The sequence below is a fragment of the Nitrosospira multiformis genome (assembly GCF_900111585.1).
GTDB lineage: Bacteria > Pseudomonadota > Gammaproteobacteria > Burkholderiales > Nitrosomonadaceae > Nitrosospira > Nitrosospira multiformis_B.
The window spans coordinates 243,419-260,601 of sequence record NZ_FOHI01000001.1 but is presented as its reverse complement, the minus strand read 5'-3'; the positions used below and the strand labels follow the sequence as shown (position 1 = coordinate 260,601).

Sequence of the window (17,183 nt, the reverse complement as noted above, 5' to 3'; positions counted from 1 at the left end):
CCGGAAAGAAGGGATACGGAAATTTATAGCTAAACGAACGGTTAGTCAAGAAATTATGTGCCCTCCGGAAGTTCGAAGGAGCCCGAAAAAACGGGGACGGGAAGCACCGAATTGCAGCAACACGGGAGAGCGTGGACAGCAAGAAATGGGATTCTTCCCGGAGACAATACCAGCTTATTTATCGCCCAGTAATTGTTCCAGATCGATGCGGGCTGATTCCGCCGTGTTAGCCTTTAACGTTCGTCGCATCTGGCCCAGAGCGTCAGTATGTCTGCTTTTGTTTATCGCTGCACAGCAGTCGGAAGGAATGTAGATCTCAAAGCCGCGCAAATATGCATCGTTGGCAGTAAACAGCACGCAGGAATCCGTGGTAAGGCCGCAAAGGATGAGCTTTCTCGCATGCAGACTCTGGAGCAGAAGATCCAGAGGCGTCTGGAAAAAGGCCGAATGCCTCGGCTTGAGAACAAAATAATCGTCCTGCTGAGGAACAAGCTCACGGGCGAGCGACGCGCCGCAGACACCATCTTTTACACAACGCGACACGAGATGCTTGAAGTCGGACTGCCATTGTCCGAAGTTGTCGTTCACGTACAAACAGGGAATGCCGAGCTTCTTGGCTTCGGCTTTAAGGGACGAGATGTTTCGCGCCATTGGTATCGCATATTCAACGAGCTGTTGTCCACTCTCGAATTCCAGATCATTGATGACATCGATTAAAAGAAGCGCAACGGAGCATTCATGAAGCACACAGCTATCGTTCATCGCTCAGAACCGCCGTCATATCGGCTTGGCCACCATCAGATAAAACACAACAACCAGTGCAACAAACGCGGGAACACCCAATCCGATCCAGAACCGGAAGTACTGCCAGTACAAGGGCGGCAACTCGTCCTTTCTGTTGCTCGCATCAGCAGCGAGCTGGTACATCCGTATCTGGAGCCACACCACCGGAAGCCAGCAAGCTCCCGCAATCAGGTATAAAACTGTCGACCACATTACCCACCTGCTGGTCACGGGAATTTCTGCCAGGTAGACGAGATAAAAACCTGTAAGCGGCTGGATGACGATGGTCGTTGCCGTGAATATCCAGTCAGCGGTAACGACATTTCTGGTAACTGCAGCAGCAATGGAGGAGTCACGCGTCAGGCTCGCCGAAAACATATAAAAGGCTGTACCTATGCCCGTACCGAACAGCAATGTCGATGAAAGGATATGCAGCCACTTTACCACTACGTAGTCGATCACCGTTTCTCCAACTCGTACAGCAACAGGATGACTGCAAGGATGGGCAGATTTTTTATCAACGGACCGAAGGGATGCAGCCAGAACTCAGGGAGAAAAAGAGTGATGGCAACCATATAGACGCCAATCAGGGTAACCTGAGCTATCCAGAGTAACCGACGGTCGCGGAGAAAAAGGGTTCCGAACCCAAAAGCAATATCCATAGCTGCGGCACCGTAAAGCGCTATTGGGGCAAGGCCGCCAGTAATTCCCACGCGGGTAAGCAAAACATAGCTTTCTTCTACCGGATAAATCCCCATCGAAACCGCACCTGCCACAAACCACACTGCTGACAATGAAACACGCAGCATGATCTGCAACCAGCCAAGGAGCGCCGACAGGCGGAGGGCCTGCACCTCCCACTTTGAGGCAAATTCCCGTACAGGGCGGGGATTGCGACCGAGCAGCGCGCACGTCATGGCAGGATCGGCGATGTTCCCCCGCTGAAGCATCTGCCACGTTTCCAGGTCCAGCAAACCCTTCCCGAGTCGCTGGCCCACGCGCGCGCTGAACTCGACAAATCCGAGAGGGACCGGCAAAAACGTAGCAGGGCCCAATCCCATCAGATGCCGCAATTCACCCAGATAGTCTCGAAAAGTGATGGGTTCCGGCCCCACCAGAGGGATACGCTGTCCAAGATATCGATCGGTTTCGAGAAGCTCCACCACGGCTTGCGTCAGGTCGTCAATATGAATCGGTTGTATCCGTTGGTCTCCCGCTCCGGGCAGCGGGATAACCGGCAGGCTCGCAATGAGGTTGAACAATTGCGCGCTTGTTCCTCCCGGTCCATATACGAGCGATGGCTGTACGACCATGCTCCTGTTGCTCTTGTTCCTCTTGTTCGGAGGGGCAAGCAATGCATCATCTGCGGCTTTCTTGCTGAGGTGATACCGGCTGCGCGCATTCTCGTCCGCACCGAGCGCGGATATCTGCACGACCTTCACATTTGCTGCTTCGCAAGCCGCAAATAGCGCCCTTGGGGCACGGTCATGCAGTGCCTGGAATGTTTGCCTTCCGTGCTCCCGCAATATTCCAACCGCATTTATCACCACATCGATGCCGGCAAGGCGTTTTTTCCAGACCTCCATATCGAAATCGCGCGTAAAATCTGCCGCGATATAAGTGAGCCGGGTTCCCTTCAAATCCTTTATATCCCTTATATCCTCCGGTTGACCGCGCCGGGTGGCACATACGATTCTGTGTCCCGCAGCAGCCAATGCCACAACCAGATGGCTGCCGATGAAGCCAGAGGCGCCGGTAATCAAAATGGTGGACATATCGTATACACTGGAATTAAAACCCGCACAGACAGATCAACGGATTTTCGTGCGGGATACATATCTTTAAGATCGAAATAAAGTATAGTTTCAGCCATGATGCGCCCTGAAAAAATCTGGAGCAGCGCAATTCGTAGCGGCCTCGTTTCCGGCACTGTGGCAAGCGTTGTGTCGACCATTGCGCTTTCGATCCTGGGCAAGGCGGAACTGGACAAGTTTGCCGCCCCTGTCAACGGGCCCAGTCAATGGATATGGGGAAGACATGCTCCCTATCAGGACCACTTCAGCCTTCGATACACGCTTATCGGCTATGCGATACATCACGCCGCGTCCGTATTCTGGGCAATCTGGTATGAAAAGCTTCGTCAGCAACTCCCGCCTGCCGAAAGCGCTGCGAGCATTCTTGCTCCGGCTGTCGCAACAACCGCCGCGGCTTACGTCGTCGATTTTCACTTCACACCGAAACGGCTGACGCCGGGGTTTGAGCATCGGCTTTCCCAACCCTCCCTGCTCATCGTCTATGGAACCTTCGCATTTGGATTAGCCGTGACTGTCCTACTCTCCCGGAAGCCTCCCCGTCGGAGGTGTACCGCAAGCAGGTTCGCCTCGCCGATAAACGCGGCCCCCGGAAAGTCAGGCGTCACTGCATTCAGGAAACACTGAAGCCGGTTTTCCCAATCCCCGGCAATAGATTAGCAGTATTTCATGCCAGACTGTTGCCACTCTACCTCAATGGCAGAGGCTCGGAATGTGCGTTATCGCACTGAGGTGATCAAAGCAACCCTCTATATTCATTGCAGATTTCCTATCCATCTCATCGCCGGGTTGCAGAGCGGGCTCATCTCACCGCCATATTCATTCAACTCTGACCCGCATCCGAAGTTTCCTGGGGAAGGCAAAGACATGGTTGATTGGTCTCGTCTTTTTGGTTTTTCTGTAAATCCTGCCGAGATCGTTCTCCGGGGAACTGTCATCTACTGGTTCATCTTTTTGCTGTTCCGGGTGATACTTCATCGCGATGTAGGCGCTATTGCCATTGCCGATGTCATGCTGCTTGTCCTGATCGCGGATGCAGCCAGTAACGGCATGTCCGGGAATTACGACTCCATCACGGATGGTTGTCTTCTTATTGCCACCCTTGCGGGCTGGAATTATCTCCTGGACTCGCTGAGCTTTCATTTTCCCGCCATCCGGCGCATCGTTCAGCCGCCCCCACTGGCTCTCGTACAAAATGGCAAAATCCAGCGTAAAGCCATGCGCCGGGAGTTGATCACTGTCGAAGAACTGGAATCAAAATTACGGGAACAGGGTATCGAGAATTTAAAGGAGGTAAAAATTGCGTATCTTGAAGAAGACGGCGAAATCAGCGTGTTGCTGCACGATGGCAGGGGGAACGGAACTCCCACCGGGCAAGCATAAAAATAAAAAAACCATATAGGAACCCTGATGGATCAAGAGGAAGCGTTAGAGTTTGCCCAACACCTGGCTGATGTGTCCCGGTCCATTGCGCTACGATATTTCCGTACTTCACTGGATATCTGCTGGAAGGAAGACTCGAGTCCCGTGACGATTGCAGATTGCAAGATTGAAAGTATGCTGCGTAGCTTAATACGTAATCGATATCCGGATCATGGCATTATCGGGGAAGAATATAACTGCACTCCCGGCAGACGCTATAGCTGGATCCTGGACCCGATTGACGGGACGAAGAGCTTTACAATGGGAAACCCGCTGTTCGGGACACTCATTGGACTACTGGATGACGGCCAACCTATCGCCGGACTGGTCGATCTTCCTGCAATGGGAGAGCGATGGGGTGGAACGGGCAGAAGGACAACATTCACCGATGGGATCAGCAATGGCCAGGCGAATGTCAGTGGCTGTCGCTCCATTGATGCAGCCCGGCTTTATATCGCAGCCCCGCCAGGAGCCGATTCTGATGAGAAATATGCAGGGATCGAGGCATTGTACCACGTCGCCGCCATCACTCGTCCTGTTTGCGACTGCTATGCATACGGCTTGCTCGCCTCCGGCTATTGTGACCTGATAGTCGAGGACAACCTGGAGCCTTGCGATTACCTCCCACTCATACCGATAATTAACGGCGCGGGCGGACAGATTACAGACTGGACAGGAAAACCCCTCACCTTGAATTCGGATGGCCGGATCATTGCCGCTTCCACTGAACCCCTGTTGAACGCGGCAATAGAGGTGCTTCGCAGCTCGCTCTCGGCAGATTCCATCACCCGGTAGTTCTCTCGTGCTGTTAGTGCGATTCCGCACCGAAAATCATGTCTTCCCCAAATAGAATCCCGTTTTTGATCGGCCGGTCATTTCCTGAAATCATTATGAGAGCAGCTATGAAACCTTCAAAATTTGCGACTCAATCCTTGCTCTTGGCGGGCGCAGTTTTCCTGGCGCCGACACCAATTCATGCCCAGGTCGCGCCGGGGCCGGGAGGCTCCATCGTAGGGCAACCCCCTAGCCAAGGTGGCTACCCTCAAGGAGGCGGCTACCCCCAAGGGGGCGACTACACCCAAGGGGGGCGCTACATCATCGGGCAGCCACCTCCCCCCCCCATGCCGGCACAGCCCTCGGTGAGACAAAACGATATCACGACGCCACCGCTCGCCCCCAACCAGATCGGTCCGGTACAGTCCGGTCCTCCACCAAGCGGCTTGATGAGCGGACGCGACCCGATGAAGGAAAGACTCAATCGTGCAAATCGGGAAGGGGCGGACCTGGATCGAAACGGAATAATAAGTCCGGAAGAAGCCACCACGATACCGCAAAGTTCCCCTTAGCCGAAATAGCAAGGTAAATCTGGCTCGAGGATGATCCCGGTCCTCGAGCCACCGCTGTCCCGCACGTCTGGTAAACCGCCACTCGCCCTTCAAAGGAGAAACCAATGCGCGCAGTCACTTATCATGGAAGTTACGACGTTCGCGTGGATACCGTACCCGACCCGATACTTCAGGAACCGGACGATATTGTTCTAAAAATTACCGCTACTGCGATCTGTGGCTCTGACTTGCACCTGTATCGGGGCAAAATGCCGGAACTCAAGAATGGCGACATACTCGGTCATGAGTTTATGGGAACAGTCGTCGATGCGGGCTCGGGGGTTACAGCGTTGCGAAAAGGCGACCGGGTGGTGGTCCCCTTCGTCATCGCCTGCGGACAATGCTTCTTCTGCGAGAGGCAATTGTATGCCGCTTGTGAAACGACCAATCCGGATCGGGGCGCAATCGTGAACAAAAAAAACGTGCGTTCAGGCGCAGCATTCTTCGGCTATACGCACCTGTATGGTGGGATGCCGGGCGGCCAGGCTGAATATGTAAGAGTGCCGAAGGCAAACGTGGGACCCATCAAGATCCCCGAAACGCTTCCGGATGAGAAAGTCCTGTTCCTCAGTGATATTTTGCCTACCGGCTATCAGGCTGTCGTGAATGCAGAGATAGGCCCAGGTTCCAGCGTAGCGATTTTTGGCGCCGGCCCGGTGGGACTGATGTCTGCGGCTTGCGCACGGCTTCTTGGGGCGGAAACGATTTTCATGATCGACCATCACCCGTATCGACTCGAATTTGCCCGCCAAACCTATGACGTTCTCCCTCTAAATTTCGATGAGGTCGATCCTGCCGAGGTCATTGTCGAGAAAACTTCTTATAGAGGTGTCGATGCGGCCATCGATGCAATAGGATTTGAGGCCAAAGGCAGCGCGCTGGAAACCGTCATGACCAACCTGAAACTGGAAGGCAGCAGTGGCGTGGCCTTGCGCCAATGCATTGCAGCAGTAAGGCGGGGCGGCACGATCAGCGTGCCGGGAGTATATGCGGGTTTTATCCATGCCTTCCTTTTCGGTGATGCTTTCGAGAAAGGCGTGACCTTCAGAATGGGGCAAACTCATGTCCAGCGCTTCCTCCCCGAACTGCTGGAACATATCGAATCCGGAAAGCTGCAACCGGATGGCATCATCAGTCACCGGATGCCGCTTGCTGAAGCAGCTACCGCATATAAAATCTTCGAAAAAAAAGAAGACGACTGCCGCAAGGTTGTCCTGACGCCCTAACGCTCCACACACGTCGAAGAGCCACACGCTCCCGTGGCCTGAGCCTTCTCACCGTTCTTTACCGTCGGCTCCCTGCGCTTAACCCGGCCTACCAAATCTGAATCCTTCCTCTCCTTCGCCTGATCCTGAACTTGCCGAAGGATCGAAGAGCCGAATGGATGGGCTGACGATGAAACCCGAAGTGCTGTACGAGTAATGCACGAACTGTTCGTTATCGCACAGTAGTCTTCCATAAAAACTCCGATGATAGCGACGGCTATACGCCCTACCCAATAGTCAAACGATGCTAGAAGCATCACGCTTGACGCAAGACTGCGCAGCTTCCTGTAGTTCAGCTCTCTGATATCAGGGATGGCCGCGCATAATAATTAACAAGATATTTCGTTCTTTTTGGTGGCCAGGCTATGGAGGTCCGGATTGATGGTGCAGACTTGCCTTTATCCATGATTCATGCGATCCGACGTATGGTTCTGGCATATCACGATTACTTCCTGCTGGAGGATTTCAGGTTCCGGCCCATCCGGGAAAGTGTGGGTTGGCGATCAGCGGAAAAAGACGGCCACTTCGATTTTTCATCGGTCGAACTACGTTCGTCCCACCCAATACTCAAGGAACCCCAATGACAACGATCATTGTTTTTTCCCATCTGCGCTGGGACTTTGTATATCAACGGCCCCAACATCTTCTCTCCCGGCTTGCTGAAAACTACAAAATTGTTTTCATTGAAGAGCCGACCCTGCATAAGCACGACAGCTTCCTCGAATACTCCCAACCCGCGCCGAACATTACTGTAATCAAGCCTCACACGCCGGTCGCTGCATCGGGTTTTCACGATGAGCAACTGCCGCATCTGATCAAATTGATGCAGCAATTCGTTGTTCTGGAAGAAGAGCACATCGCCTGGTTTTATACGCCCATGGCGCTGCCGCTGCTGCAGGAGCTGCAACCCTCCCTGGTTATTTATGATTGCATGGATGAACTCGCTGCTTTCAAGAATCCGCCAAAGCAAATGCTTCAACGGGAAAATGCACTGTTGAGAATTGCGGACCTCGTTTTTACCGGCGGACCAAGCCTCTACCGAGCAAAGCGGGCCCGCCACCCGAACGTCCACTGCTTCCCGAGTAGTGTAGACATTGTACATTTTGAACAAGCAAGGGACCGAAGCAGTCACCATCCGGCTCACGAGGATATACCCGGCCCCCGGCTCGGTTATTATGGCGTGATAGATGAGCGAATCGATCTGGAACTCATCGATCGTCTGGCAGAAGCGCATCCGCAATGGCAGATCGTCCTGGTGGGGCCCGTCGCGAAGATCAGCCGAAGTGCATTGCCACGGCGGCATAACATCCACTACCTGGGTCAACAGCCCTATAAGGCCCTTCCGCATTTTCTGGCTGGCTGGAACGTATGTTTGCTGCCTTTTGCATTGAACGAATCCACACGTTTCATCAGCCCGACCAAGACGCTGGAGTATATGGCTGTCGAATTGCCCATAGTCAGCACACCGGTTGCAGATGTAGTGGAACTTTATGGAGAAGTCGTATCGATTGCAGATACCCCGCAGGCTTTCATACGGGCCTGCGAGAACGCGTTGCTGACCACACCCGAAGACAATACGCAAACGATTATGAGAATGCGGGAAATGGTATCGGCAACCTCCTGGAATACAACTGCGGAAAAAATGCATGAACTCATGCAGGTCGCCGCCCTGCAAAACGAAGGATCAACGAGGGGTACACACCGGTTCATGGAACCTGAATCCCTCATCCATCGGAACCCCGAGCCTACTCCTGCCGAAAACAGAAAGGCTGTCATTATCGGAGCGGGACCTACCGGATTGAGTGCTGCTTATCATCTTGACGAAGAGACGCTGCTGCTGGACAAGAATTCGATTGTCGGCGGGTGGTGCCGCTCGATTGAAGACAAGGGTTTCACCTTTGATCACGCCGGTCACATCATGTTTTCAAACGACCCCTATGTTCATCAGCTCTACAAGATTCTGCTCGGCAATAACGTTCATTGGCAGGATCGCGAAGCCTGGATTTACAGCAAAGGCATTCATACCCGCTATCCATTTCAGGGCGCCCTCTATGGTCTACCGGCCGATGTCATCAGCGAATGCATCGTCGGTGCAATGGAAGCGCGTTATGGCACATTAAAGACTCCTCAAGCAAAATTAATGGAAGGAACCTGCCAGGGTACGGATGGTGCCGCTGCCGTTGTATCCGACTGCTGCGCGGATGGGACCGGGAATATAGCGCCCGACTCCGGCAAAGTACGAGGGGCCGAAGGCGTGGTTGAAAGAAGCAAAGCAGAAAACTTCGAAGATTTCATCTACCGGGTTTGGGGGGCAGGCATCGCGAAACATTTTGCGATACCTTACAACAGAAAGCTCTGGACAGTTCCACTGACAGAAATGGAAACTTCCTGGCTTGGGGGCCGCGTACCCCTGCCTGATCTGGAGGAAATCATAGAAGGGGCACTACAGCCTGTCGCCAAACCCATGGGCCCCAATGCGCGCTTTGGTTACCCTCTTCGGGGAGGATTTCAGGCAATGATGTCTGGCTTTGTTCCCCACATCAAAGGTGCCATTGAATTGAATGCAGATGTCGCCCGCATTTCACCGGACCAACACTTGATTACATTGGCTGATGGAAGGCGCTACCGGTACCAGTACCTGCTCAGCACGATACCGCTACCCGAGCTGATCCGCAGCATCGGCGATGAAGCGCCTCCGCCAATCAAAAAGGCGGCAGCTGCGTTGCGCCACGTTTCGGTACGCTGCGTCAACCTGGGTATCGGTAGGGAAAATATTTCAGACAAGCACTGGATCTATTATCCGGAAGACACCCTCTTCCATCGGGTTTTTCTCCAGGGAAATGCAAGCCCTGCCTGCAACCCCCCCGGCGGATTTGGGCTCACCTGCGAAATATCCTACTCGCCGATCAAGCCTCTCCCACTCGATGGCCAGGAGTTAATCGACCGATGCGTGGAAGACTGCATCAAGGTAGGTTTGTTTACGCGGGACGATAAATTGATTACAGCCAATCTGGTCGATATGCCGTACGCCTATGTAGTATATGACCATGCGAGAAAGCAGAGCGTTGAAACCATCCGACAATGGCTTTCAGAGCGCGATATTATCCTGGCCGGGCGCTACAGCGAGTGGGAATATTACAACTCCGATCATGCTTTCCTTGCAGGAAAAAAGGCAGCAGAAGTTATCAGTCAACTCATTGACAGCGAAGAACGTGTTGCCGACAAAACCGCAGTGTGATCAAGCATGATAATAGATGCTCATATTCATTGCTCAGGAGACGAAAAAGTAGATGACGTTCTACAGGCATTGGATCAGGCGCAGGTGGACAAGGCTGTTGTGCTTGCGCCGTTTTTGAGCGGCGCGTATTCCATGCACGACAGTGCGTCGTTAAGGTCGGCCAACCAGTATCTTTCCCGGCTGATAAGCCATCACACCGATCGGCTGATCGGGTTTGGGGTAATCAACCCTTCGTTAGAGGGTGCGTGCGAAGATCTTGTCAGCGCGCATGAGCTGGGACTTCCTGGTCTCAAAATGGTGCCAGCCGGATGGTACCCTTATGACGACTGTGCACGGAACGTTTATGAAACAGCAGGCCGCCTGAAAATTCCAATCCTGTTCCACAGCGGTATTTTCATCGATGGAAAATCGGGGCGTTTCTGCCGCCCCAGCTTTTACGAAGCGATACGCGATTATCCTGAGCTGCGCGTTACCCTTGCCCACCTCGGGTGGCCATGGTCCGATGAGGCGAATGCGGTAGGTCTCATAGACCTTATCAACGGAGTGCCGCCCGATGATAGCCAGTTTCGCTTCGACATTTCCTTTGGTGCGCCCCCTGTTTACCGCCTTGAAGTTCTGAGAAAAGCAATCGACGTCCTCACACCCGATTTATTGCAATTCGGCAGCGATGTATTTTTACCTTGTAGCGCAGATTTGATAAAAAGCCGAATTGACGATGTGTTGACGCTGCTGGAACGTCTCGAAGTGGATAAATCCAGCCGCGACCGGATCATGGGAGGGACAGCCGCAGCCTGGTTGGGGATAAGCTGACGTGAAAATCATTTCAACCGCCGAACGACCTATCAATCTTCTTGAGATCATAGGGGCTTCCATCGTCGGTGGAATGGAAACTTACGTCTTGAGGTTACTCGAACGGCTCCCGCAGGATACTTTTCGTGTCACCTGCCTCTGTGTGGCGGAAGGTAAACTGACATCCCAATTACGCGATATCGGTTGCAGTGTTCACATCACCCCTATCACCGATGAGCCTGACTGGCAGTCTATCCTGCTTGGCGCCAGCCTTATCCGGGCGGATGCGATCGACGTCATCCATGCACACCTTCCAAATGCGCACTCGCTTGCAGGCATCCTGAGCAGGCTAACCGACACTCCGGCAATAGCCACTATCCACGGACGCTACCTGAGCATGCGTGATTTTGAAGTGCACAAGCTCATGAATACCCATATCAGCGTGGTTGCAAAAACCGCCTACTTCCAAGCGTTGACCCTGGGCGTAACGAGCACCAAACTGCGCTTCATTCCTAACGGAATTGATACAAAGATCTTCTATCCGGCTCCTAAGTCCAATTACCTTCATTCCTTGATCAAGATCCCTCCGGAAGCACCCCTCGTAGGCTTCATCGGTCGCCTCTCGCCCGAGAAAGGACCGGAAATGTTCGTTCGCATGGCGCAGCTAGCCCATAAGAGGCTCAAGAACTGCCATTTCGTACTGGTGGGCGAAGGGCCGATGCGGCGAGAGCTCCAGAACGAAATCGACGAGCACGATCTGACAGATCACATTCATATGGCAGGTCTCCAGCGGGACATGACAAAAATCTACCCCTGCCTTGATCTCGTTGTGTCAACTTCGTATTCTGAAGCAATGCCCCTAGTGATTGTGGAAGCGATGGCATCAGGCCTTCCGGTGGTGGCTACGAATGTCGGGGGCGTGGTCGATATTGTCGAGGTAGGCGGTACCGGTCTGCTGAAAAAACCCGGAGATACGGAAGGCCTGGCCAATGATGTCGTCACCCTGATGACGAGCAATTCGATCCGTATCAGGATGGGGGAAGCAGCCCGAAAACGAGTCGAAGAGAAGTTCGATCTGAACGACATCGTCGCCCAAACCGCGCAATTATTGCGGTCGCTTCCCCAGAGTGGTATCAAAGGAAGCGATGCGGATACGGCAAAAGGCTATCGAAAAGCGCGTTCCTGAGGGTTCTTCGGGAGAGAGTCTTCCATTGCTCCAACCTTGCCTGCCGCTGACGGGATAGCAGAGGGGGTTTTGGGTGGAATCTCCTGGTTTTTTCGCGATCCACGAGCATGAGAATATACCCAGGTAAACTCAGCGCCGAGTAAAAAAATCTGGGCTGAGTAGTAAACCCATACCAACACGACAACCAGCGATCCTGCTGCACCGAATCCGGAGCTGATCGCGCTTTTTCCAATGTAAAGACCGATCAGAGTTTTACCAATGGTAAAAAGCAGCGCGGTAACAACTGCTCCGGCCCACACGTCCCTCCACTGAATTTTCACTTTGGGCATAAATTTATAAAGCATCGCGAAAACAGCGGTGGTAAAAACAAAGCTGAATATGAAATTCAGGCTCGTTACCAGAATTTCAAGCCCCGAGAAAAATCCGCCCCACCACTTTCCCAATGCGGACACAGCGGCATTGAAAACAAGGGATACCATCATTAGAAAGCCTATTCCCAGTATTATTCCAAACGATAGCAATCTGGTTCTGATGAGTTCCCATATCCCGCCGTTCTTGTCTTTTCCGGGTGCGCGCCAGATACGGTCGAATGCGTTCTGCAGCTCGCCAAATACAGTGGTTGCACCAATCAGGAGTAAAACTGTTCCGACCACGGCGCCTGCCGCGCCCTTTTCCGGCTCGCTGACACTTGCCAGCAAGCCTTCCACCGCGGCCGCCCCCTGATCCCCCATCAAGTCGCGCAACTGTCCGAAGATTTCCCCACGCACTGCTTCTTCGCCAAAGACAAGTCCTGCCGTCGAAATGACGATCAGTAAAAGCGGAGCGATCGAAAACATGGTGTAGTAGGCCAGTGCCGCACCCATGCTGGGAGCATAATCGTCCAGCCAGGACGAAAAAGAAGTTTTGACGAGAGCCTCTACCTCCTTGATATTCATGCTGTCCTCCTCTCTTCCCCCTTCCTTCCCTTTCTGTCCTCTGCGCTCCTGTTCAGGTAGGCGTTAAGGCAGAAATGCGAGCCGGAAAGCGGGAATTCATCCATAGAGCCGAAATAACACCATGAATTACAATAGGTGAAACGATTCAATTGGTATGTACGCCATTGCACAGATCGGGAGAGACAGGCTTGGACTCGACTGCCCACTACTCTGGCGGCTTTCTGCTCGTGTAGATCCGGTAGACAGGATTGGGTGAATCAAACACTCGGTCAAAGTGTTCGATGATGTAGCGGTAAATAAGAGGATGGGTATTACGAAAGCGTAATTCCTCCCGTCCATCGAGGGGCAGATCGTATATCAGAACAAAGCCCGGGCTGGCCGCTGCAATGCGCTTGATTTCCTCTTGCTGAAAATCCTCATTTCGGGGAAAAAGAGCATATATCCCCCACATCGGAGACTTGGTATTCAGCAGTGGATAGGCGCCCGGCCAGAATGGAGTCACGACGAAGCTTCCGCCATCTGGCGCATATTCCTTGGCCAGTTTCCTAAGCAGACGAACATCGCTTTCCACCTCCGGCGAAACCATGAGTTGGTTACCCGAAATTTCAATGGCCTTGCATTGGCCGCTGGCATGACATTGCCAACCCGGATGAAAAGCATGCATTGCCCACAAACTCATGGTGCATAACGCCACTGCGAAAGGCCATTTGATTTTCGCAGGCTGCGCGACCAGCAGTACGAGGCAGCCGATCAATAACGGAAAGATGCTCTGGGCAAGATGCCCGACATCGGCGCGGGAATATGCATAATGCGTATAGGGCAACCCGAGGAACACCGACGCAACCAGCACGGGCGAAACAGCTTTGTTATGAAATTTTTGGAAAAGGATCCATGCAATTCCGACCAGGCTGAAGATCAGTATTCCGATGAAGAATACGCCGACCAACACGCCGCGAATTGCTTCCTCGCTCGATATCGAATCGAAGGATACTTTCCATGGCCACGGAACGGGCAGAGGAAGATTGGTCGCCTTCACTTCAAACAAAAAGCGGATGCTTTCCCAGAATGCGCCAGCGAAACCAGGCACAAGCAGCACCATCGCAAGCAGCGGCGTGAAGCCAGCCGCCACTCCTGCTGCCCAGAGCAATAATCCCTCCACGAACCCCGGCTGATCCCTTGGCCCACCAGGTTTGATCGCTAACCAAACCATCACTCCGGCGCTGCCCACCGCTCCATACACACCGTGATTGCGGCCAAAAACAGCCACCAGACCGATGCACAGACCGCATACGAAGTAGCGTAGTCTCGCCGGATGTTGAACCAGAAAACTCAAGACGCCAACGAGAAGAATGGACAGGGAAATATCGAACAGCTTATGGCGCGGATACATCCACACCATGAGAGTGAGGGCCGAAAGCAACAGGTAGAGAAAACCCGGAAACTTGAAGTGCAGGGGGCTTTTTTGTGCAATCAGCAGCAGACCGGTGAACAAGCCTATCGTCTGGAACACCGCCACCGCGCCACGCAAAGCCATAATGCCATTGTCGCCCCACAAGCTCATCAGAGCTGCCGACCAGTAATAACGGCCAGGATCGTAGGACATGAAATCGCGCAGAGGCACCTCCCCCAGCAATACCCGCTGAGCCCCGTACCATAGGTAACCTTCATCCCACAGATTGAATCCCTTGTGCCCCTGCCACAGAAAGGGCGCAAGCACAGCGAAAGCAGTCAGCACAAATACGGGCAGTATTTGATGTATCAGCGGGAGGTTTTTTATCGGGAGAGTTTTCTGGAGTTTGCCTGGCATCGCTGTGTGGGTAAGGCGAAGCATGGCATCATACATCAGACAGCATAGGGGCAGGCGGAATGCCCCCTGACTGGGCGGGAAGCAATTTTGTAAACGGTTCAGAAAACGGATGAAGGCTGCTGACAGGTGCTTTGAATATCCTGAAATAAATCGGACTGCCTCAAATCAGGCACGAGAAGACAGCCCCTGAAAACAATTTCAACCTTATTCGCTCGTCTGTCCCCGGCACCTGATTTTCCAGACAAGGCGTGAAAACGTCGCTTCGCCCAGGCGGTTGATGGTCGGAACCGACTCTTCCGAAATCAGTGAATAGGGGGAATGGCATACCTTCTGCGCCTCGGTATCCATCCATCCCGCAAGTCGCTCTTTTGATGCCTGGCTGCCATCATATAAATTTGTGATGGTATAAACGCCTGGACTGTCACCGTTTCCGCGGGGTTTGGGTGCGATTATCGAGCTGCAGCCGGCAAGAAGAAAAACGATGAGCGCCAGAACACTTTTCACCCGAGGCCGCCGTCAGGAAATCAAAAGAATCCCGGCCGCATTTCCTGTCATGTTCTGACGGAAACGCTATACGCCCCTGTACCGGTCGGGCTGTAATGCCTGACCTGAGCATAATAGACACCGGCCCCCAAGTTTTGCACGATCCGCGAATTGGTTCCCGGACCGCTGTCGTCATCCTGGGCAATGACGGTGGTCTGACTGTCGGGACCGAATAACGTGAGGAAGCAATCAGTGCTACCCGCGGTTTCTATCGTATATGAGCCGGACGTGCTGACAGTAAAGGTGTACAGGTCCCTCTCGTTGGCGGAGAGTGTGCCCTGCAGTGCCGGGCCATTTATCTCAATAGTCTGAATACCCGGCTGGGGCCCTCCTGACCCTCGCACTGAAATACGGTAGCTTCCAGTGGATGAGCCGCTATAGTGCCTTATGCGAACATAATATGTTTCCGGCCCCAGGTCTCGTGCAATGCGCGAATTCTGCCCGGCGCCGCTGTCGTCATCCTCGATAATGAGTGCGTTGGCATCATTCGGACCATACAGGGCTGCCACCACATCGGTGGAACCCTCGGTTTCGATGACATAATTCCCCTGGCTTGGGGCAACGAAGCTGTATGCGTCCACTTCTCCCGCCTGGCCTATGGAAGCGGCAAACGGAGCCGCATCAACGGTCAGCGGTACGATCTGCGGAGGTTCTTCTTCCTCGTCATCGTAGGTGTAGCCAAGCGCATGATGATCGAGAACATCCCGGGGCGTAGGTGGCGAAGCTTCATTGTTCCATGGCGGCATCGGGTCATCCAGTCCGTGGCCGTTCACCACGCCCGCCGTGCCGCTCGGTGGACGATAATTCTGCCCAGGATTTTCCCGCTGCCATACTGCCCACAACCGATCGATATTGCAATGATGCAGCCAGAACACCGGATCGTTGGGGGATGACATTGCCATCATCGAGCCGCCTACCCACATATGGCCGGGATTGTGGATAATCCCCTCGAGATGGTTTCGAAAACTCGTGTTCATGCTGCTGTTACGATTCCAGGGCGCTGAATCATAGGGCACGATATTGATGGCGGTATTCACCCCCTGTTGGGTGGGCAGCGCCCCCATGGCGCCGAAGGCACGGGTGAGAAAATTATCTGTGTCACCGGGGTCTAGAACAGTAAGCGTCCACTCTCCTGTAGAAAAGGCGAACGGACCCGTCATCACACGTCCGCCAGGGCCCGTTCCATTTCCACCCATGAAATTCGCATTCCAGATGGAGGCGTTCGTCGTGCGATCAACTGTCCAGTCCCAATACGGGATGGAAACACTGGGATCGATCTGCTGAAGGGCACGCTCGAACCGGCGGAGATACTCCCTGTGCCAAGGCAGAAAGGCAGGGCCGCCATGTGCCGGATCGTTCACACCGGCAAGAAAGGCGGTACGGTGCTGGGCCACGAATATATCATAGGCGCCATTTGCCTTGAGTGCTTTTACCGCCGCAACAAAGGCTGCCTTCTCCGCGGCTGTCAACGTGGATTGATTCTTTCGGGTTCCCATTTTTATCTCCCCGCTTCACGGTAATCGATAATTTTCCGCGCCAAGTCCATAGGCGAAGGTTGCGGATCGAAAGCGAAGCCGGATGCGATATACGAGCCGGATGAATTCCTTATAACGAAAACGTTCTTTCCATCAATCCTCACGTCTACTGCCTCTCCACCTGCTGCCCTTCCCGCTCCCGCGGCCTCCAATCCCGCGGCGCCTTCTGCTGGTGCGTCTTCCCCTGTTCGAACAACAATCTCCCGACCTTTATAAGTTTCACGCTGCTCCGCCATTTTTCCCCCGCACATTGTATTGTTCCAAGCTAAAAGCTGGCCGCTCGATGAGCTGGTGTTTTCAATATAGGTGTTTTCATCAAAAATGCCAGAAGAGCCAAGCGCCGACCCGGCCAACACGTAAAGCATGAACATCAACAAGCCAGATGTAGAATGTCGCATGCATCAGATCCTCAGTTCTGTCCTCAGACTTCTACCGGAGCCGGCGTTGAAGTCGAGCCCATCTAGCTTGGAGGCTTAGGGCAAGG

At 53.5% G+C, this 17,183-nt stretch carries 16 protein-coding genes; 8 read left to right on the top strand and 8 right to left on the bottom strand.

What is annotated here, in order from left to right:
• Positions 1–174: 174 nt before the first annotated feature.
• From BMW46_RS01155 to BMW46_RS01145, 3 genes are read right to left on the bottom strand one after another with little or no spacing between them, the layout of a single operon-like run.
• Entirely contained in the window at positions 175–762 is a 588-nt protein-coding gene (locus tag BMW46_RS01155) for a cysteine hydrolase family protein (protein WP_074703840.1), read from the bottom strand.
• Between the two features lie 15 nt (positions 763–777).
• Positions 778–1,245, bottom strand: coding sequence for a DUF2269 family protein (locus BMW46_RS01150; protein WP_081355616.1), 468 nt, complete (start codon positions 1,243–1,245; stop codon positions 778–780).
• Positions 1,242–2,558, bottom strand: a complete 1,317-nt coding sequence (locus BMW46_RS01145; RefSeq protein WP_074703839.1) for an NAD(P)H-binding protein — start codon at positions 2,556–2,558, stop codon at positions 1,242–1,244. Before BMW46_RS01145 ends, BMW46_RS01150 begins: the two co-directional genes overlap by 4 nt.
• A gap of 96 nt (positions 2,559–2,654) precedes the next feature.
• On the opposite strand from BMW46_RS01145, the gene BMW46_RS01140 reads away from it, so the two are divergent.
• From BMW46_RS01140 to BMW46_RS01095, 8 genes are all read left to right on the top strand, one after another.
• Positions 2,655–3,221, top strand: coding sequence for a hypothetical protein (locus BMW46_RS01140; RefSeq protein ID WP_074703838.1), 567 nt, complete (start codon positions 2,655–2,657; stop codon positions 3,219–3,221).
• A gap of 240 nt (positions 3,222–3,461) precedes the next feature.
• Complete coding sequence (locus BMW46_RS01135; protein ID WP_074704497.1) at positions 3,462–3,977, top strand: DUF421 domain-containing protein; 516 nt, start codon at positions 3,462–3,464, stop codon at positions 3,975–3,977.
• A gap of 27 nt (positions 3,978–4,004) precedes the next feature.
• A complete protein-coding gene (locus BMW46_RS01130) occupies positions 4,005–4,811 on the top strand; it encodes an inositol monophosphatase family protein (protein ID WP_074703837.1) in 807 nt (268 codons plus the stop codon).
• A gap of 107 nt (positions 4,812–4,918) precedes the next feature.
• Positions 4,919–5,362, top strand: coding sequence for a hypothetical protein (locus tag BMW46_RS01125; protein ID WP_143049061.1), 444 nt, complete (start codon positions 4,919–4,921; stop codon positions 5,360–5,362).
• A gap of 104 nt (positions 5,363–5,466) precedes the next feature.
• Positions 5,467–6,627, top strand: coding sequence for a zinc-dependent alcohol dehydrogenase (locus tag BMW46_RS01120; RefSeq protein WP_074703835.1), 1,161 nt, complete (start codon positions 5,467–5,469; stop codon positions 6,625–6,627).
• Positions 6,628–7,246: 619 nt separating this feature from the next.
• Positions 7,247–9,904, top strand: coding sequence for an NAD(P)-binding protein (locus BMW46_RS01105; protein ID WP_074703832.1), 2,658 nt, complete (start codon positions 7,247–7,249; stop codon positions 9,902–9,904).
• A 6-nt stretch (positions 9,905–9,910) separates the two neighbouring features.
• Positions 9,911–10,714, top strand: a complete 804-nt coding sequence (locus tag BMW46_RS01100) for an amidohydrolase family protein (protein WP_074703831.1) — start codon at positions 9,911–9,913, stop codon at positions 10,712–10,714.
• Between the two features lies 1 nt (position 10,715).
• The gene (locus BMW46_RS01095; protein ID WP_074703830.1) at positions 10,716–11,879 is read left to right on the top strand and encodes a glycosyltransferase family 4 protein; all 1,164 of its coding nucleotides are present in this window, start codon (positions 10,716–10,718) and stop codon (positions 11,877–11,879) included.
• Here the strand turns inward: BMW46_RS01095 and BMW46_RS01090 are convergent.
• From BMW46_RS01090 to BMW46_RS01070, 5 genes are all read right to left on the bottom strand, one after another.
• A complete protein-coding gene (locus BMW46_RS01090) occupies positions 11,858–12,814 on the bottom strand; it encodes a YihY/virulence factor BrkB family protein (protein WP_074703829.1) in 957 nt (318 codons plus the stop codon). The genes BMW46_RS01095 and BMW46_RS01090 overlap by 22 nt on opposite strands.
• A gap of 205 nt (positions 12,815–13,019) precedes the next feature.
• Positions 13,020–14,645, bottom strand: coding sequence for a hypothetical protein (locus BMW46_RS01085; RefSeq protein WP_256376907.1), 1,626 nt, complete (start codon positions 14,643–14,645; stop codon positions 13,020–13,022).
• A 180-nt stretch (positions 14,646–14,825) separates the two neighbouring features.
• Entirely contained in the window at positions 14,826–15,125 is a 300-nt protein-coding gene (locus tag BMW46_RS01080) for a hypothetical protein (protein WP_074703828.1), read from the bottom strand.
• A gap of 47 nt (positions 15,126–15,172) precedes the next feature.
• Positions 15,173–16,660, bottom strand: coding sequence for a tyrosinase family protein (locus BMW46_RS01075; protein ID WP_074703827.1), 1,488 nt, complete (start codon positions 16,658–16,660; stop codon positions 15,173–15,175).
• Positions 16,661–16,662: 2 nt separating this feature from the next.
• Positions 16,663–17,097, bottom strand: coding sequence for a tyrosinase family oxidase copper chaperone (locus BMW46_RS01070; protein ID WP_143049060.1), 435 nt, complete (start codon positions 17,095–17,097; stop codon positions 16,663–16,665).
• Positions 17,098–17,183 lie beyond the last annotated feature (86 nt).